The 14,779-nt window shown below is 41.8% G+C and carries 9 protein-coding genes and 1 pseudogene; 3 read left to right on the top strand and 7 right to left on the bottom strand.

Translation table 11 applies throughout. From position 1 onward, the window contains the following. Positions 1-17: 17 nt before the first annotated feature. The 4 genes and pseudogenes from coaBC to D1367_RS27170 all read right to left on the bottom strand — a co-directional run. Positions 18-1,223 (bottom strand): bifunctional phosphopantothenoylcysteine decarboxylase/phosphopantothenate--cysteine ligase CoaBC, encoded by a 1,206-nt coding sequence (gene coaBC, locus D1367_RS27185; protein WP_118169860.1) that lies wholly within the window; start codon positions 1,221-1,223, stop codon positions 18-20. Positions 1,224-1,332: 109 nt separating this feature from the next. Then, on the bottom strand, positions 1,333-1,545 hold the full coding sequence (gene isiD / locus D1367_RS27180) for a protein IsiD (RefSeq protein WP_118169858.1): 213 nt from the start codon (positions 1,543-1,545) through the stop codon (positions 1,333-1,335). Positions 1,546-1,700: 155 nt separating this feature from the next. Then, the gene (locus D1367_RS27175; protein WP_225892445.1) at positions 1,701-2,306 is read right to left on the bottom strand and encodes an alpha/beta hydrolase; all 606 of its coding nucleotides are present in this window, start codon (positions 2,304-2,306) and stop codon (positions 1,701-1,703) included. A 194-nt stretch (positions 2,307-2,500) separates the two neighbouring features. Beyond that, positions 2,501-5,167 (bottom strand): annotated as a pseudogene (locus D1367_RS27170) (beta strand repeat-containing protein); the annotation flags it as partial. 877 nt (positions 5,168-6,044) lie between these two features. Here D1367_RS27170 and purH point away from each other — a divergent pair. Continuing rightward, positions 6,045-7,565 carry a bifunctional phosphoribosylaminoimidazolecarboxamide formyltransferase/IMP cyclohydrolase gene (gene purH, locus D1367_RS27165; protein ID WP_118169851.1) on the top strand — a complete coding sequence of 507 codons (1,521 nt, stop codon included), beginning with the start codon at positions 6,045-6,047 and terminating at the stop codon, positions 7,563-7,565. A 256-nt stretch (positions 7,566-7,821) separates the two neighbouring features. Here purH and tnpA read toward each other — a convergent pair whose 3' ends face one another. Beyond that, a complete protein-coding gene (gene tnpA / locus D1367_RS27160; protein ID WP_118166940.1) occupies positions 7,822-8,223 on the bottom strand; it encodes an IS200/IS605 family transposase in 402 nt (133 codons plus the stop codon). 122 nt (positions 8,224-8,345) lie between these two features. Between tnpA and D1367_RS27155 the strand changes: the two genes are divergently transcribed. Further along, the gene (locus D1367_RS27155) at positions 8,346-9,599 is read left to right on the top strand and encodes an RNA-guided endonuclease InsQ/TnpB family protein (protein WP_228674728.1); all 1,254 of its coding nucleotides are present in this window, start codon (positions 8,346-8,348) and stop codon (positions 9,597-9,599) included. Positions 9,600-9,980: 381 nt separating this feature from the next. Here D1367_RS27155 and arfB read toward each other — a convergent pair whose 3' ends face one another. Next, complete coding sequence (arfB, locus tag D1367_RS27150) at positions 9,981-10,397, bottom strand: alternative ribosome rescue aminoacyl-tRNA hydrolase ArfB (RefSeq protein ID WP_118169849.1); 417 nt, start codon at positions 10,395-10,397, stop codon at positions 9,981-9,983. 47 nt (positions 10,398-10,444) lie between these two features. Continuing rightward, a complete protein-coding gene (locus D1367_RS27145) occupies positions 10,445-10,699 on the bottom strand; it encodes an RNA-binding S4 domain-containing protein (RefSeq protein WP_118169846.1) in 255 nt (84 codons plus the stop codon). A 367-nt stretch (positions 10,700-11,066) separates the two neighbouring features. Between D1367_RS27145 and dpdE the strand changes: the two genes are divergently transcribed. Continuing rightward, entirely contained in the window at positions 11,067-14,375 is a 3,309-nt protein-coding gene (gene dpdE, locus D1367_RS27140; protein ID WP_118169844.1) for a protein DpdE, read from the top strand. The last annotated feature ends 404 nt before the right edge of the window (positions 14,376-14,779 follow it).

Genomic DNA, 14,779 nt, shown 5'->3' with positions numbered 1-14,779 from the left:
CCCTACCCAGTACCTAATCAATTGATGACAAAATCAAATAAATTATGGGCCATTTCTAATTTAGAACAAGGTGCGATCGCTACTTGCCGTCCTTGATTATCTAAAAATATCGCTTGATTATTATCACTCCCAAAACCACTATCAGGTTGATCGATGGGATTGGCAACAATAGCATCGAGTTTTTTACTCTGTAATTTTTCTAATGCTGGCTTGACAATATTCCCACTTTGTGCTGCAAAACCAATTAATATCTGATGCGGCTGTTTGAGTTGTGCTAATTGGGCGACTATATCGGGTACTGGTTCCAAGGGTAAAGCTTGGGGGAGCGATCGCTTGGCTAATTTCTCTATACTATAATCTCGTGGCTTCACATCTGCCACGGCTGCTGACATGACAATTACATCAGCGTTGGGTAAATATTCCAGCATGGCCTGCTGCATTTGCTCGGCACTAACAATAGAAATTGCTTGCACTCCTAATGGTACAGCCCAATTAGCTGGTCCATGTACTAGGGTGACGTTTGCCCCTCGGTGAAGTGCCGCTTGTGCTAAAGCTAATCCCATTTTACCTGTGGAAGGATTGCCAATAAATCTAACTGGGTCAAGATACTCTCGCGTTCCCCCAGCGCTAATTAACACTCGTTTACCTACTAAATCTCGTTTACCTTGAGTATGTAACAGCGATTGGATATGAGCGAATATTTCTGGAGGTTCTGCTAATCTACCAGCACCGATGCGATCGCAGGCTAATAAACCCGATGCTGTATTCATCCCATGATATCGGCTATCTGTCAATAGCTGTTGCCAATTTCGCTGCACTGATAGCTGTTCCCACATATCCGTATTCATTGCGGGTGCTAACAGCACCGGACAAGTAGAAGCCAGCACAGTATTTGTGAGTAAATTATCAGCCATCCCGTAGGCTAGCTTTGCTAATGTATTAGCTGTCAAAGGGGCAATTACCATGACATCAGCCCATTCACCCAAATCAATATGCAAAGGACGAGAGTGAGTTGGTTGCCAAAAATCATCATCTGTGTAGGCCCGATGACGAGATAGGGTGGCTATTGTTAGAGGCGTGATAAATTCTTGCGCCGAACGGGTGAGGATAACTCGGATTTCCACCCCAGTTTTAAACAGCGTCGAAACCAATTCACAAATTTTGTAGGCGGCGATACCGCCACCTACAGCAATTAAAACCCTGTTCGATTTTGGATTAGGCATGGTAAAAAGTTAGGAGTAAGTAGCTACAAAAATTAGTACTAAATAGTTAGAACTCCTAACTCCTGTACAGACGCGATTAATCGCGTCTCTTCTAACTCCTAACTCTCAACTACGCTTCATCGTAGGGTTCCAAGTCTAAGAGGTAGATATAGGGTTCAACTAACTCTGGACGCTGAAATGCGATCGCTCGCAATAAATGCCAATCATTTAAACCGTCAAAAGCATTATTATAATTATCTAGCTCCAGACGTGTAGCCAGTTCTTCTACTTCTGCCACAGTCATGGCAGCAATTTCTTTCCTGGAAATGCTTAGAGTTGTCATAATGCTTGCCCCTCCCTTATGCAGCACTCGCCTTCAGCATGGGTTAAGTTGCGCTCTTTCGCAGCCACCCAATATATATTACTCATTAGAAGTGATTATTTTCGTGAAAATTGTCAGAATTTGTACCATAATTTATAAAAAATTCGTAATCCTGACTAAGCAATTGTATTTACAACGAAATTTCGTAGCACCTCTAACGTTTGTGGATTTATTTCATGCCCCATATCAAATTCGTGGTATTCTACCGCCACTTTTAGAGACTTGAGAGTTTCTCGTGCCTTCAAAGCAGCTTGCAGGGGAACAACTTCATCATATCTACCGTGGCTGATTAAAGTCGGCCCAATCCCTTTTTGATCTGCCGTGACTGCATCAGGATGTAAATACCCACTCATGACAACTAAACCTGCTAGGGGCAATTTTGAGCCGACATCTAAAGTCATTGCCCCGCCTTGAGAAAATCCACTTAAAATGGTACGTGACAAAGGTACGCCAGTGGTACTTTCTAAAGATTGCAAAAAATCTATTAGTAGTTGCCGACTTTCTGCCAATCCTTGATACATATTTTCCACCCGCAGGTCATACCATGCCCTCCCTACTGGGGAATAGGGATAAGGATAAGGTGCGTTGGGTAAGACAAATTGGTAATTGGGTAAGTTGAGCAAGGGTAACAAAGATGCTACATCCTCAGCGTTAGCTCCCCAACCATGCAAGGTGACAATTAAGCCTGTGGGGGGTTGAGAAGTTCCTGTGGGAACGGTGATAGCTTGTAAAGACAGAGGTTTACTCCTAAAATTCTACTCTTCTAATAAATCCTATCTCTTCAAGTGGACTTAGAACCCTACGCGCGATCGCTATAATTGCATTGATAAGTCGGATGCGAGTTGCGATTTTAGATACCTCGCAATCCAACCATTTCCTCTTTTCTCTGCTTAGAGTGATGGAGCGCTAATCATGATTAAACAACCACAAAATTGTTTTTGGTTAGTGATAACCCACTCGAAAGTTGTCCAAATTGTACCTGAGTAAATGCGATCGCACTGCCATCTTGGTCAAAGAACAATGCACCTGTAACATCGTTATAAATAAATCGCTGAGTGCTAGTGGTTGCAGATGCTCCGATGGTAAACTGACTTGTCTGAAGTGAACCTGGTGATAACCCGCCACCAAAACCAGCAGCAGATACCTGAATGAGTTCATTAGTCGCATTGACATCATAAATTCTATCAATGCCTTCATTAAAACTATTGAAAGCAAAGGTATCAGTACCAGATCCTCCAATTAGGCTATCATTACCTTTGCCACCTATGAGGGTATCATTGCCTCCAGCACCGTTGAGGGTATCATTTCCATTACCCCCCACAATGAAGTCATCGGACTGCGTACCTATGATATCTAATCGTTCGATATTCTTGTAGCTAACCTGATTCGTGCCATCCGTAATTGACCCAGTGTTAGTAGTAGCATTAAATGTTGAAGTGATTCTTTTGCTCTCGGAATCACCGCTATCATGGACGATCAACAAATCGTCACCTGCGCCCCCATCTATTATGTCATTGCCACTAATAAAGTCAACGGTATCATCCTCGTTCCCGACAAAGAAAGAATTGTTTCCTATTATCTTATCGTTGCCATTGCTCCCCACAATCAAGTCATTGGACTCTGTTCCTGCGATCTCTAATCGTTCGATATTCTTGTAGCTAACCCGACTCCCGGCCCCCGTAATTGTTCCAGTATTAGTGGTAGCATCGAAAGTTGAAGTGATTCCCTCACTACTATTGGCGGTATAAGACAACAAATCGTCACCTCTGCCCCCATCTATCGTATCATTGCCCCCGCTCGAATCGAGCGTATCATTGCCATTGCTCCCCACAATCAAGTCATCGTTGGATGTACCTGTGATATCTAATCGCTCGATATTTTTGTAGCTAACCCGACTCTCGCCCCCCGTAATTGTTCCAGTATTAGTAGTAGCATTGAATGTCGAAGTAATTCCCTCGCTAGCATAGTTCAAAAACTTCAACAAATCGTCACCCTTACCCCCATCTACCGTATCATTGCCACTCCTGCCCGGGTCGAGCGTATCGTTCCCATTGCTCCCCACAATCAAGTCATTGTCGAATCCACCTGTGATATTTAATCGTTCGATATTCTTGTAGCTAACCCGACTCCCGGCTCCCGTAATTGTTCCAGTATTAGTGGTAGCATCGAAAGTTGAAGTGATTTCCTCGCTAGTATTATTGTCGGGATTGTTGTAGGACAACAAATCGTCACCAATACCTCCATCTATCGTATCATTGCCACTCGTGCCCGGGTCGAGCGTATCGTTGCGGTTGCTCCCCACAATCAAGTCATCGTACTCTGTACCTTCGATCTCTAATCGTTCGATATTTTTGTAACTAAACCGGTTCGTGCCTAGCGTAATTGAGCCAATGTTAGTAGTAGTATTAAAAGTCGAAGTGATTCCCCCGGTAATATTGTAGGAACCGTCACTGGTGTTATAGGACAGCAAATCGTCACCAATACCTCCATCTATCGTATCATTGCCACTGTAGTTCTTGAAGAACGTATCGTTGCCGTCACCACCATTCAGCAGGTTATTGGCTTTTGAAAAGTTAACAATCAAGTAATCGTCACCAGCGCCCCCGTTGAGGGTGTTGTTACCAGAGGTGTAATAGTTCTCTCCGTCGCGAGTTTCGTAGCCTGAGGCAGAGAGAGTATCGTTGCCATCATCCCCAGAGAGCAGCTGATCGCCTCCTAAAGGGTCAATATCTGAAGAACCAACAGTCAAGCGATCGTCACCAGTACCACCAAGAAGGGTGTCATTTTCCCTACCACCGTTGAGAGTATCATTGGCCGCACCACCCCACAACAGGTCGTTACCAGTACCACCGTTGAGGGAGTCATCCCCTTCACCACCGTTGAGGAAGTCATTCCCTTCACCACCGTTGAGAGTATCATTGCCTGTACCACCATTGAGAGTATCATTGCCTCTACCACCGCGCAGCAGGTCGTTACCACTCAAGCCATCGATTTTGTCATTACCCCCTTGACCATTCACCACATCATTTGAGTTGTCTAAACCTGTAATGTTGTTGTCAAGGTCATTGAGAAATGTCACTGTGTTCTTCTTGAATAGGTTAGTTTGAGTGGAGTTGGCATTAAACACATCAAAACTGTCGGTGATGCTGGTTTGCCCATCAAACAAGATATTGCCAATAGCAGGTCGTGAAGAAGTTGCTGGCAGATTATTCAGGTTTTCTAATTTGAAGTTTTGAAGGATGACTTTTGCACGAACCTCATTTTTTACACGAGCCTCCTCTTCAAAGGTAATTTCCAGATTGCTGCCGTTCTGAGTAAGCAGCAGATTTTCGGCAGTATAATAATAGCCTTCTAATTCGATGGTATCCACTTCGGCAATGACTGCTGCTGAGGGAGTTATGTCCTTACCTACGCCACCGAAATCAGTAATAGTATCGGTGTAACTAGGAGAGCCATAGTCTATGTAGACAAATTTATCCTTACCACCGCCACCAGTCAGAATATCGTTGTCCTGATCAATCGTATCTTCGCTGTTAGTGCCCAGTAGGGTATCATTCCCGTTGGTTCCAATGATATTTGTCATAAGTTCTTCCTACCTCAATCGATTTTTTGAGTAAATTAAGTTCTCTAATTGCAGTTAGTGCTGTTTGAACGCACAAAAATTCGCCGAATGTTGACGTTTCGACATTCTTTCATGTCACCCTTGAGGGTTACGAATTTTTATTTGAAGATTCCCCGTTTGATTAGCTTTGACGTAGCACTTCTCTGACTATCTCAAACTATCTAAGTCTTAGGCACTGTACAAATTTATGAGCGTGTGGATTCACAAAAACAACTAGCTTCAGGAGTATTTAAATCATCCTTCATCAGTAGCGTAGGCTAGTAAAAACCGTAGTCACCGTTGAAAAAGAGTTAAAAATCAAGCTTGAATGCCTGAAAACCACAGCCCATAATTTAGTTGGTTTGTCAATGCGTAAGTCTTACTAGCTCGCAAATAGGGAACACTTGACAGAGCATAGGAGAAGAAATCTTTATGTCCTCGTTGTGGGTTATTGCTTGTGGATGTTGAGCTTGAAAACAGGAAACATCAAATAACCCCATAATAACTTGATACCGAATATTTACTTAAATGTCTATATTTGAATAAAAATCTTTGCATAATCTTCATATTATTTGCTGTTAAATGTATAGATTAAGAGCCTATCCGAAAACCAAAACGGGTTTAAAAGTAATCCAAGCACAAGCGAAATGTAACATCGCTTAAGTAGTAGTTACCTGCCTTGTTATCCTTGCTAGCCCAAACTATTTAATGTCAAAGGAGTTACGCACAACTTGTACATCTCCTTTCGTTACCACGCCACTACTGGATTTTAGAATGATTGCGAAAGGTCTTGAAGTGAACCAAGGCTTATGTAAAACTTGAGATCCTTTGCTTCTAGCCTACTTTAAGGAATTGATCAATGGCGCGTCTAGCCCTGCTGAGTGTATCTAACAAAACTGGTTTAATTGACTTAGCCCGTAGCTTGGTTGAAGAATTCGACTTTGATTTAATCAGCAGTGGGGGAACAGCCCAAGCACTCAAAGATGCGGGACTCCCTGTTACGAAGGTTGCAGATTATACAGGTTCGCCAGAAATTTTAGGTGGTCGAGTCAAAACCCTACATCCCCGAATTCATGGCGGTATTTTGGCGCGGCGAGATGTTCCCCAAGATATTACAGATTTAGAAAATAACCAAATTCGCCCGATTGATTTAGTGGTGGTGAATCTTTATCCTTTTGAGGAAACGGTCGCTAAACCAGGGGTAACATTATCCCAAGCGGTTGAACAAATTGATATCGGTGGCCCAGCATTGCTACGGGCATCATCGAAAAACTTCGCCCATCTCGGTGTATTATGCGATCCGGCACAGTATGACGAATATTTACAGGAATTGCGGCAAAATAACGGCGAAGCATCCCTAGAGTTTCGGCAAAAGGCGGCTTTAAAAGGATTTTCCCATACTGCTAGTTATGATCAAGCGATCGCATCTTACCTCGCAGAAGCACAGCATTATACCCTGAACGGCACACAATTGCAATCTCTGCGTTACGGCGAGAATCCCCATCAACCCGCCACTTGGTATCAAACTGGTACTACTCCAACAGGGTGGACATCTGCGACAAAACTGCAAGGCAAAGAACTTAGTTACAATAACTTGGTTGATTTAGAAGCCGCACGCCGAATTATTGCTGAGTTCACTGATACTCCAGCAGCAACGATAATTAAACATACAAACCCCTGTGGTACAGCATTGGGAAGCACTATTTCCGAAGCTTACCAAAAAGCTTTCAATGCTGATTCTACTTCTGCTTTTGGTGGAATTGTCGCACTGAACCGTCCGATTGATGGGGCTACAGCTAGCGAGTTAACTAAAACATTTTTAGAATGTGTGGTTGCACCAAGTTGTGATGCAGAAGCTCAAGAAATCCTTGCCAAGAAATCTAACGTGCGGGTTTTGACTCTAGCTGATTTGAGCAGTGGCCCTAAGGATACAGTGAAAGCGATCGCAGGTGGTTTTCTTGTCCAAACTAGCGATGACATCATTGCTGATACCAGTCAATGGCAAGTTGTGACTGAACGTCAACCCACACCCGACGAATTAGCCGAATTGCTGTTTGCGTGGAAAGTTTGCAAACACGTTAAATCTAATGCCATTGTTGTGACAAGCGATCGCACTACACTAGGAGTAGGTGCTGGTCAAATGAACCGCGTCGGCTCAGTTAAAATTGCCCTAGAACAAGCACAAGAAAAATCCATTGGTGCAACTCTCGCCAGCGATGGATTCTTCCCCTTCGATGATTCTGTGAAAACAGCCGCAGCAGCAGGAATTACAGCCATCGTCCAGCCAGGGGGAAGTATGCGCGATAAAGATTCAATCAAGGCTGCTAACGAACTGGGTTTGCTGATGGTCTTAACTGGTATACGTCACTTTTTACACTAAATTATTGCTCATTAAGTGTGCAGTTTAGAAAGTGTCACACAATTTACTTGCTTTTTGATCGAATCAATGATAAGTTTTAGTCGTGTGTGAGGAGCAAGTTAAAAGTAAAAAGCGCCTGGGGTGGAAACACGGCAACACTCCCAAGCGCTTTTTAATTTGTCAAAAATTTCACAAAAAACTCTCCGAACGGCACGGAAGCCACTTGGGAACAGATGCGTGGAGGAAGTGCCAACGGCGAATTAATTCGCCGTGAATATTATCCGTGATGTGGATCTTCAATATACCTCTTAATTACATCTGCTGAAACTTGCCCCGCAGTAGAGTAAAAATAGCTGTTAGTCCATAGGCTAGGCAATTTCAATAATTGTGGAAACTCTTTACGCAATATATAAGATGAGCGTCCTTTAAAGGCTTTTACTATCTGGTTAATAGCAATATCTGGTTGATGTTCTACAAATAAATGTACATGATCAGGAGCGACTTCTAACGCTAAAACATCCCAGTCTTTTTCCAGGGCTAGCTCATTAATTATTTGTCGAAGGCGTTTAGCTATCTCTCCGGTCAAAACCTTTTTTCTGCGCTTAGGAATCCATACTAAATGAACTACTGCATTCCCCTTTGAGTGATTACCATTTCTGTACTCCAAAGTAGTTTTCATGTCGTTTATTCTGACCTGTTGACAAATATAGCTTAACTCAGCTATAGTTGATAGGTCAAGACAAACGACAAAGGATTAATTTAAAGGTGTACAGATGTCAGCAAGTTTTAATTAACCAAGACTTGGATTTAAAAGCCTTGCTTGAATTTGTTTGCATAGAAGCGAATAGCTTAATAAACTGTGGAATTTATTACAGTCGTCAACTTTATTTCAAAACTGGCAAGTTACCAAGTAAAGCTGATTTGCACAAAGAGATAGGAACTCTTCAAAAGAACAAACATTATCAAGCTTTGTATTCAGATACAGCACAACAGATATTAACAGGCGTTGCTGAATCTTTTAAGTCTTTTGTTGGGTTATTGAAAGGCATAAAAAACGGTACAGTAGCTCAAAAGCCAAAATTGCCAAATTATAGAACATCTGGTGGTTTAGCAGTTGCTACTTTTACTGGACGATCCATAAAACTAAAAAATGGGATGCTGAGATTTCCTTTAGGAAGTTTGGTAAAAACTTGGTTTGGTGTTGATTCTTTTTATCTACCAATGCCGTCAAATTTAGATTTCAAGGATATCAGGGAGGTTAGAATACTACCAAGAAACAGATGCTTTTATGCTGAGTTTGTCTATAAAACAAACACAACAATTATTGAACTTGATAAGTCTAAAGTACTTGGAATTGACCACGGTATCGATAACTGGTTGACTTGTGTATCGAATACTGGAACATCCTTTATCGTTGATGGATTACATCTCAAAAGCATTAATCAGTGGTACAACAAATCAGTTGCTAACATAAAAGAAGGAAAACCACAGGGTTTTTGGTCAAACCGACTTGCGGCAATTACAGAAAAACGTAATCGGACAATGCGAGATGCTGTTAATAAAGCTGCAAGAATCGTAATCAACCATTGCATAGACAATAAAATCGGTACTGTTGTCTTTGGATGGAATGAGGGGCAAAAAGACGGTGCTGATATGGGTAAAAAGAACAATCAAAAGTTTGTTCAAATACCAACAGCTAAACTCAAAAGACGCATAGCTCAATTATGCGAACAATACGGTATTGTTTTTGTTGAAACAGAAGAGAGTTATACCTCCAAGAGTTCGTTCATCGATAATGATTTTCTGCCTAAATTTGGTGAAAAACCCGAAGGGTGGAAAAGCAGCGGTCTTCGGATTACTAGAGGTCAATTTCAAACCTCAACTGGAATCAAAATAAATGCGGACTGCCACGGTGCGGTTAACATAATCAAGAAAGTAGCTGCGATATTTAAGTTTGACTTAAGTAGAGTAAGTAGAGGTTGTTTAAGTCAGCCTAAGAAAGTTCGATTATGGACTCTTCAGAAATCCCCGTCGCTTCAGCGCGGGGAAGCTTAATCAATATACTTGCCATTTGATAGAAGTAGTGATAATGTTTATTTGTGTGTGAGGAGCAAGTTGAGAATAAAAAATGCCTGGGGTGGAAACACGGCAACACTCCCAGGCATTTTTTAATTTGCATACAAAAATTGGATTACTTGCAATGAGGAATTGTCAGACTACGACTGTATCAGAATCCGTTAAAGCGTCAAGAATCACCGCTCATCCTGGACGTTGAGTAAGTAGTCAGACAGAATTAATTACACAATGTCATTGCGAATGGAGCGAAGCGGAATGAAGCAATCGCAAGGGCTGGGATTGCTTCGCTTCTCTTCGAGACGCTAACGCGAACGCTCGCAATGACTGTAAATATTTTTGTCCGACTACTTATTTCAAAAATCAATAATCTGTCACTTCCCCTCTGTTAGACTTAACCTGTCCGCGCTTAGTTTTGTAGTCAAGGCGCTTTCTTTGAGAACTGCGAGTTGGTTTAGTGGGTTTGCGTTTTATCGTCACTACAACTGCGCTTTGAATAAGTTCTTGAAGTCGTTTCAAAGCTGACTCACGATTGTTTTCTTGGCTTCGATGTTCTTGGGCTTTGATGACAACAACTCCCTCCTGGGTGATGCGGCGATCGTTCAGCTTTAAAAGCTGTTCTTTATAATAATCGGGTAATGATGAAGCTGCAATATCAAAGCGCAAGTGAATCGCCGTGGAAACCTTATTCACATTTTGGCCTCCCGCTCCTTGCGAACGAATTGCACTAATTTCAATCTCACTCTGTGGGATAATAACTTTATTGGAAATTTGCAGCATTACTCACAAGGGAAAAGAGGAACTCGTAAATTTAAAATAAAAATCCTTTACTCGGTTTGTTCGGTAGAATCTATTACTACGTCTTGGTCTTCATTGTTGTCCAAATTCACTTCTAAAGTCTGTCCTTGGATTGTCACTTTATCACCTGGCACTAGTCGCCGCCCTCGTCGGGTTTCTAGCATACCGTTGACTTGGACATCGCCACCTTGAATCATCAGCTTGGCTTGTCCTCCACTTGGCACTATACCCATTAACTTTAAATATTGATTTAATTTAATTGTGTTGTCTCTGACTTTCTTCATACTAAATAAAACTACATCATCTTAATTGTATCGTGGCGCGATCAAGGCAAAGCGTGAATCTATTGCGCCACCTAATCAGCTAAGTACACTATTTCATTAATTCGTAGCGAATTAATTTGGTAATACCTTGCAATACCAATGCGTCCCGATGCATTTAAAAACTAGTACATCACAACGCATATCAACCTTTGGGCTGATTTTACTAGTTGGCGATGGTGCAGCATAGACGTAGCCCGTCGTAGACATCGCTATAACAAAAAGCTGTGATGCCAGTTTATTATCTATAATGTTGATCGACAAAACTGCCAGATATAGGTGAACAAACTAGTCTGGAAGGTTATTTTAGTATGTTCAGGGGACTGGATCTATGATTAAGCTCGGTTTATTGGTACAGTCCCAGAATAACTATTTGGGTATAGGAAAAGTTACTGAAATATCTGATACCAATGCGAACGTTGAGTATTTCTGCTCCATAGGGCAACGTCTGCAAAAAACTTTACCTTTAAATTCGCTCTCTCAGGTCAGGCTTGAACCCCAGGCTCGATGCTATATTAAGTCCCAAACGCAGGATACATGGATAGTTGGCAGAGTTTTTATTTGGGATGAAGATACAGAAATGTATCAAATTGATTTACCAGATAAGAAAACTGCGATCGCTACTGAAGAAGACATTTACGTTCGTTGTAATCTCCCAAACACTGACCCTATCGAAACTCTGGCGATGAAGGGTCACGAAACACCATACTTCCACGACAAAAGATTGGCTTTTGTCAAATCCTTGATTAAGCAACGCGCTGTCAGTCGCGGGATGACAGGGCTGATTTCGGCAAATATCAATCTTTATCCTCACCAAGTTGAAGTTGTGCGGCGGGTGCTGGAAGACCCAATTCAACGCTACTTGCTAGCAGACGAGGTGGGACTCGGAAAAACCATCGAAGCGGGTGCAATTCTGCGTCAATTCCTTCTGGATGAACCGAAAAAAAATGCGGTGGTATTAGTTCCCCAATATTTGCTCAAACAATGGCGGCTTGAGTTAGAAAACAAGTTTTACATTTCCCATTTTGGCAAACGGGTGGCGGTGCTGGCGGTTGAAGATATCCATAAAATCAACTTGAAAGCGAAGATAGGCTGCTTAATTTTAGATGAAGCCCATCATATTGCAGCACTGGCAACCTCTAAGGATGCAACTGTGCTACAGCGTTTTCAGACTTGCAAAGAACTTGCTCATAAAAGCGATCGCTTACTTTTATTATCTGCCACTCCTGTTCTCAATCATGAGCAGGATTTTCTGGCCATGTTGCACTTGCTCGACCCGACAACCTATAAACTTGGTGATTTAGCAGGTTTTCGTGCCAAAGTTGAAAGCCGTCAGCAAATTGGTAAACTTCTGCTTTCTTTTAAAGAAGATGCGGAACCTCTTGTCCTCAAAAGCAACTTGCAGCAACTACGAAACCTCTTTGCTGAAGATGAGTATTTACTGAAGCTGGCGGATGATTTAGAAAATTCACCAGCAAATTCTACCGAGCAAGAGCAAATCCTGCAAGGGATTCGCGTCCATGTCAGCGATATCTATCGACTACACCGCCGAATGCTTCGCAACCGTCGCGCTGCGGTGGAAGATGTGATATTTGACCGCAACTTTACGCCCAAAGAAGAGTATGATTTAGACGAGCGATCGCTTGATATTCACGAACTACTCAATCAATGGCGGAGTGTTGCTCCTGGTGACAAGCAATATCAGCGAATTTTTCTGTTATTATTCCTAGCTGCTGGTACTTGGTTAGGCATTTTAGAGCAGGTAATTACCGCCCGGTTAACTGGTAAACCTCATGCTAAACTCATCCAGGAGTTTAGAGAAAATGATATTCGCCTATTAACTACAACCCCAAAATTCTCAGGCGAAGAAGAGATTCTCCAATCCTTGCTAAAAATTATTCGTCAACCTCAAGAGGATGGACAACGGACGGAAAATTTGAAAACAGTGCTGCTAAATCAGTTAGGTACATACTTCAAAATTCCCGCAAACGTTCGGAAGAATCAAAAGGAATTCATCACCAGGATACAGCAGAGAATTAAAAGACCAATTACTGGCGATATTCTGCCCAAATTTGTTGTATTTACCAGTTTTGTGCAAACTTGTGGCGAAATCGTCCGATATTTATCTGATACCTTTGGTGCAGAGACGATAGCCAGCCATCAATTTGGAGAATCACCCGACAAAGTTGAGGAAGGCTTAAATAGGTTCAAGAATAACCCAAACTGCTTTATTCTAGTATGCGATCGCTCTGGAGAAGAAGGGCGTAATCTCCAGTTTGCCGATTGGTTAATTCATTTTGACCTTCCTTGGTCGCCTAATCAATTAGAACAGAGAATTGGCAGACTTGACCGCATTGGCAGCAAAATTGGCATCCAATCTAGTGCCTTAATTGGGCCATATTTGGAAGATAGTCCTCATAATGCTTGGTATAAAGTATTGAAAGATGGGTTTGGTATTTTCCAACAATCAATTGCCAGTTTACAGTTTTATGTGGATGAGAAACTTGCAGAATTAGAAACAGTTTTGTTTCAATCAGGTGCTGCTGGATTGTTAGAGATGATTCCGCCAATTCAAGAGCAAATTGAAGGCGAAATAGCCAAAATTAGCGAACAAAATGCTCTAGATGAAATTGATGCTAACGATGAAATTGCTACCGAGTATTTTCTAGAGCTAGATAATTATGATGCTTGTCATCTAGAAATGAAACGAGCAATTGAAGGCTGGATTTGCGACGCGCTGGGATTCAGAGGACTCAATAACCCCGACTCATCAGAGATGCGACGTTATCAACCCTCAACGCGGACATTGGTTCCCATAAATGACTTAAAAAACCGTTTTGCTGAGAGTTCCCTAGACCAATTTGGTACTTATAATCGCAGGGTAGCAAACCAGAATCCTGGTATTAAACTCTATCGGGTTGGGGAAGGATTTATTGAAGCACTCTGGAACTATATAAACTGGGATGACCGAGGTGAAGCCTTTGCGATGTGGCGCACTGATGCATCTTGGGACTCTAAAGAAGGGAAAGAGTGGTTCGGTTTCCAATGCAATTATGTAGTCGAGGCAAATTTAAAACTTGCAAAACAAGTTTTACTAGATAACAAACTAGATAATTCTCAATTCAAAAACTTGCAGCGACGTGTCGATGCTCTATTTCCACCAATTATAGAAACTATCTATGTTGATGGTCGCCAGGAGCCAATACGCACTGTTGAAGATAAAGCCCTCTTAAGTATTCTACAACGTCCATATAAAGATAAAAACAACAATCAAGGACGAGATTACAATCTGGCAAAAGAGCGCTTAGGAATTATTGACGATTTTGTTGATCCTAGTAAATGGCAAAATTTTTGCTATCAAGTGCGTAATACTTCTTCAGAATTACTATCTAATCGTCCCGATTTTATTGACTTATGCCAAAGTTGTGCTAAGATCGCTGAAAATAAATTAGCCAATAGAGTCGAACAATTACGGCTGCGTCTGAATCAGCAAAGTTGGGATAATGCATTAGCTGAAGAATTGAATATAGAAACTGCTTTAAATGCAGCCATTCTAGAGGGAATTCGCCAGCCCCAGATTAGACTTGATTCTGTCGGTTTTATTATTGTATCGGGGCGATCGCTTGTGCAATTTGAGTGATATTATGTGCGATTAAATAGCCTTAGTCATTGTAACAACCCCGCCCTGTCTTAGGGGTGGGGTTTTTTAGTCCGCTATAACTCAATACCGTTCAGTTAAGCATTTCTTTTTTCTCTCTGTGTCCTCTGCGCCTTGGCGGTTCGTTAAAAAATTGACTTTGATCGCAAAGTTTTAGTCTTAACTGAACGGTATTGCGCTATAACTCAATACCGTTCAGTTAAGCCCAAAAATCTTGGTAAAGACGCGAAATTTCGCGTCTCTACAGGTTTAAAATCAGTACCACAAATCCTTAGGGAACTCCAAAAAATAAATTATTCCACATTCAAGTCGTTGACAGTTGACAGTTGACTGAAAACTCGTGAACCGTCAACGGTCAACAGTGAACAATAGCAATGGAATATTTT

The sequence above is a fragment of the Nostoc sphaeroides genome, from assembly GCF_003443655.1.
GTDB lineage: Bacteria > Cyanobacteriota > Cyanobacteriia > Cyanobacteriales > Nostocaceae > Nostoc > Nostoc sphaeroides.
Note: the sequence above shows the minus strand (reverse complement) of the source record. Positions and strands in the feature narration are given on the sequence as shown.

Coding starts and splice junctions, on each gene's coding strand:
- purH (WP_118169851.1), top strand. CDS start 6,045: ATGGCGCGTCTAGCCCTGCTGAGTGTATCTAACAAAACTGGTTTAATT.
- D1367_RS27145 (WP_118169846.1), bottom strand. CDS start 10,699: ATGAAGAAAGTCAGAGACAACACAATTAAATTAAATCAATATTTAAAG.
- coaBC (WP_118169860.1), bottom strand. CDS start 1,223: ATGCCTAATCCAAAATCGAACAGGGTTTTAATTGCTGTAGGTGGCGGT.
- arfB (WP_118169849.1), bottom strand. CDS start 10,397: ATGCTGCAAATTTCCAATAAAGTTATTATCCCACAGAGTGAGATTGAA.
- isiD (WP_118169858.1), bottom strand. CDS start 1,545: ATGACAACTCTAAGCATTTCCAGGAAAGAAATTGCTGCCATGACTGTG.
- tnpA (WP_118166940.1), bottom strand. CDS start 8,223: ATGAAAACTACTTTGGAGTACAGAAATGGTAATCACTCAAAGGGGAAT.
- dpdE (WP_118169844.1), top strand. CDS start 11,067: ATGATTAAGCTCGGTTTATTGGTACAGTCCCAGAATAACTATTTGGGT.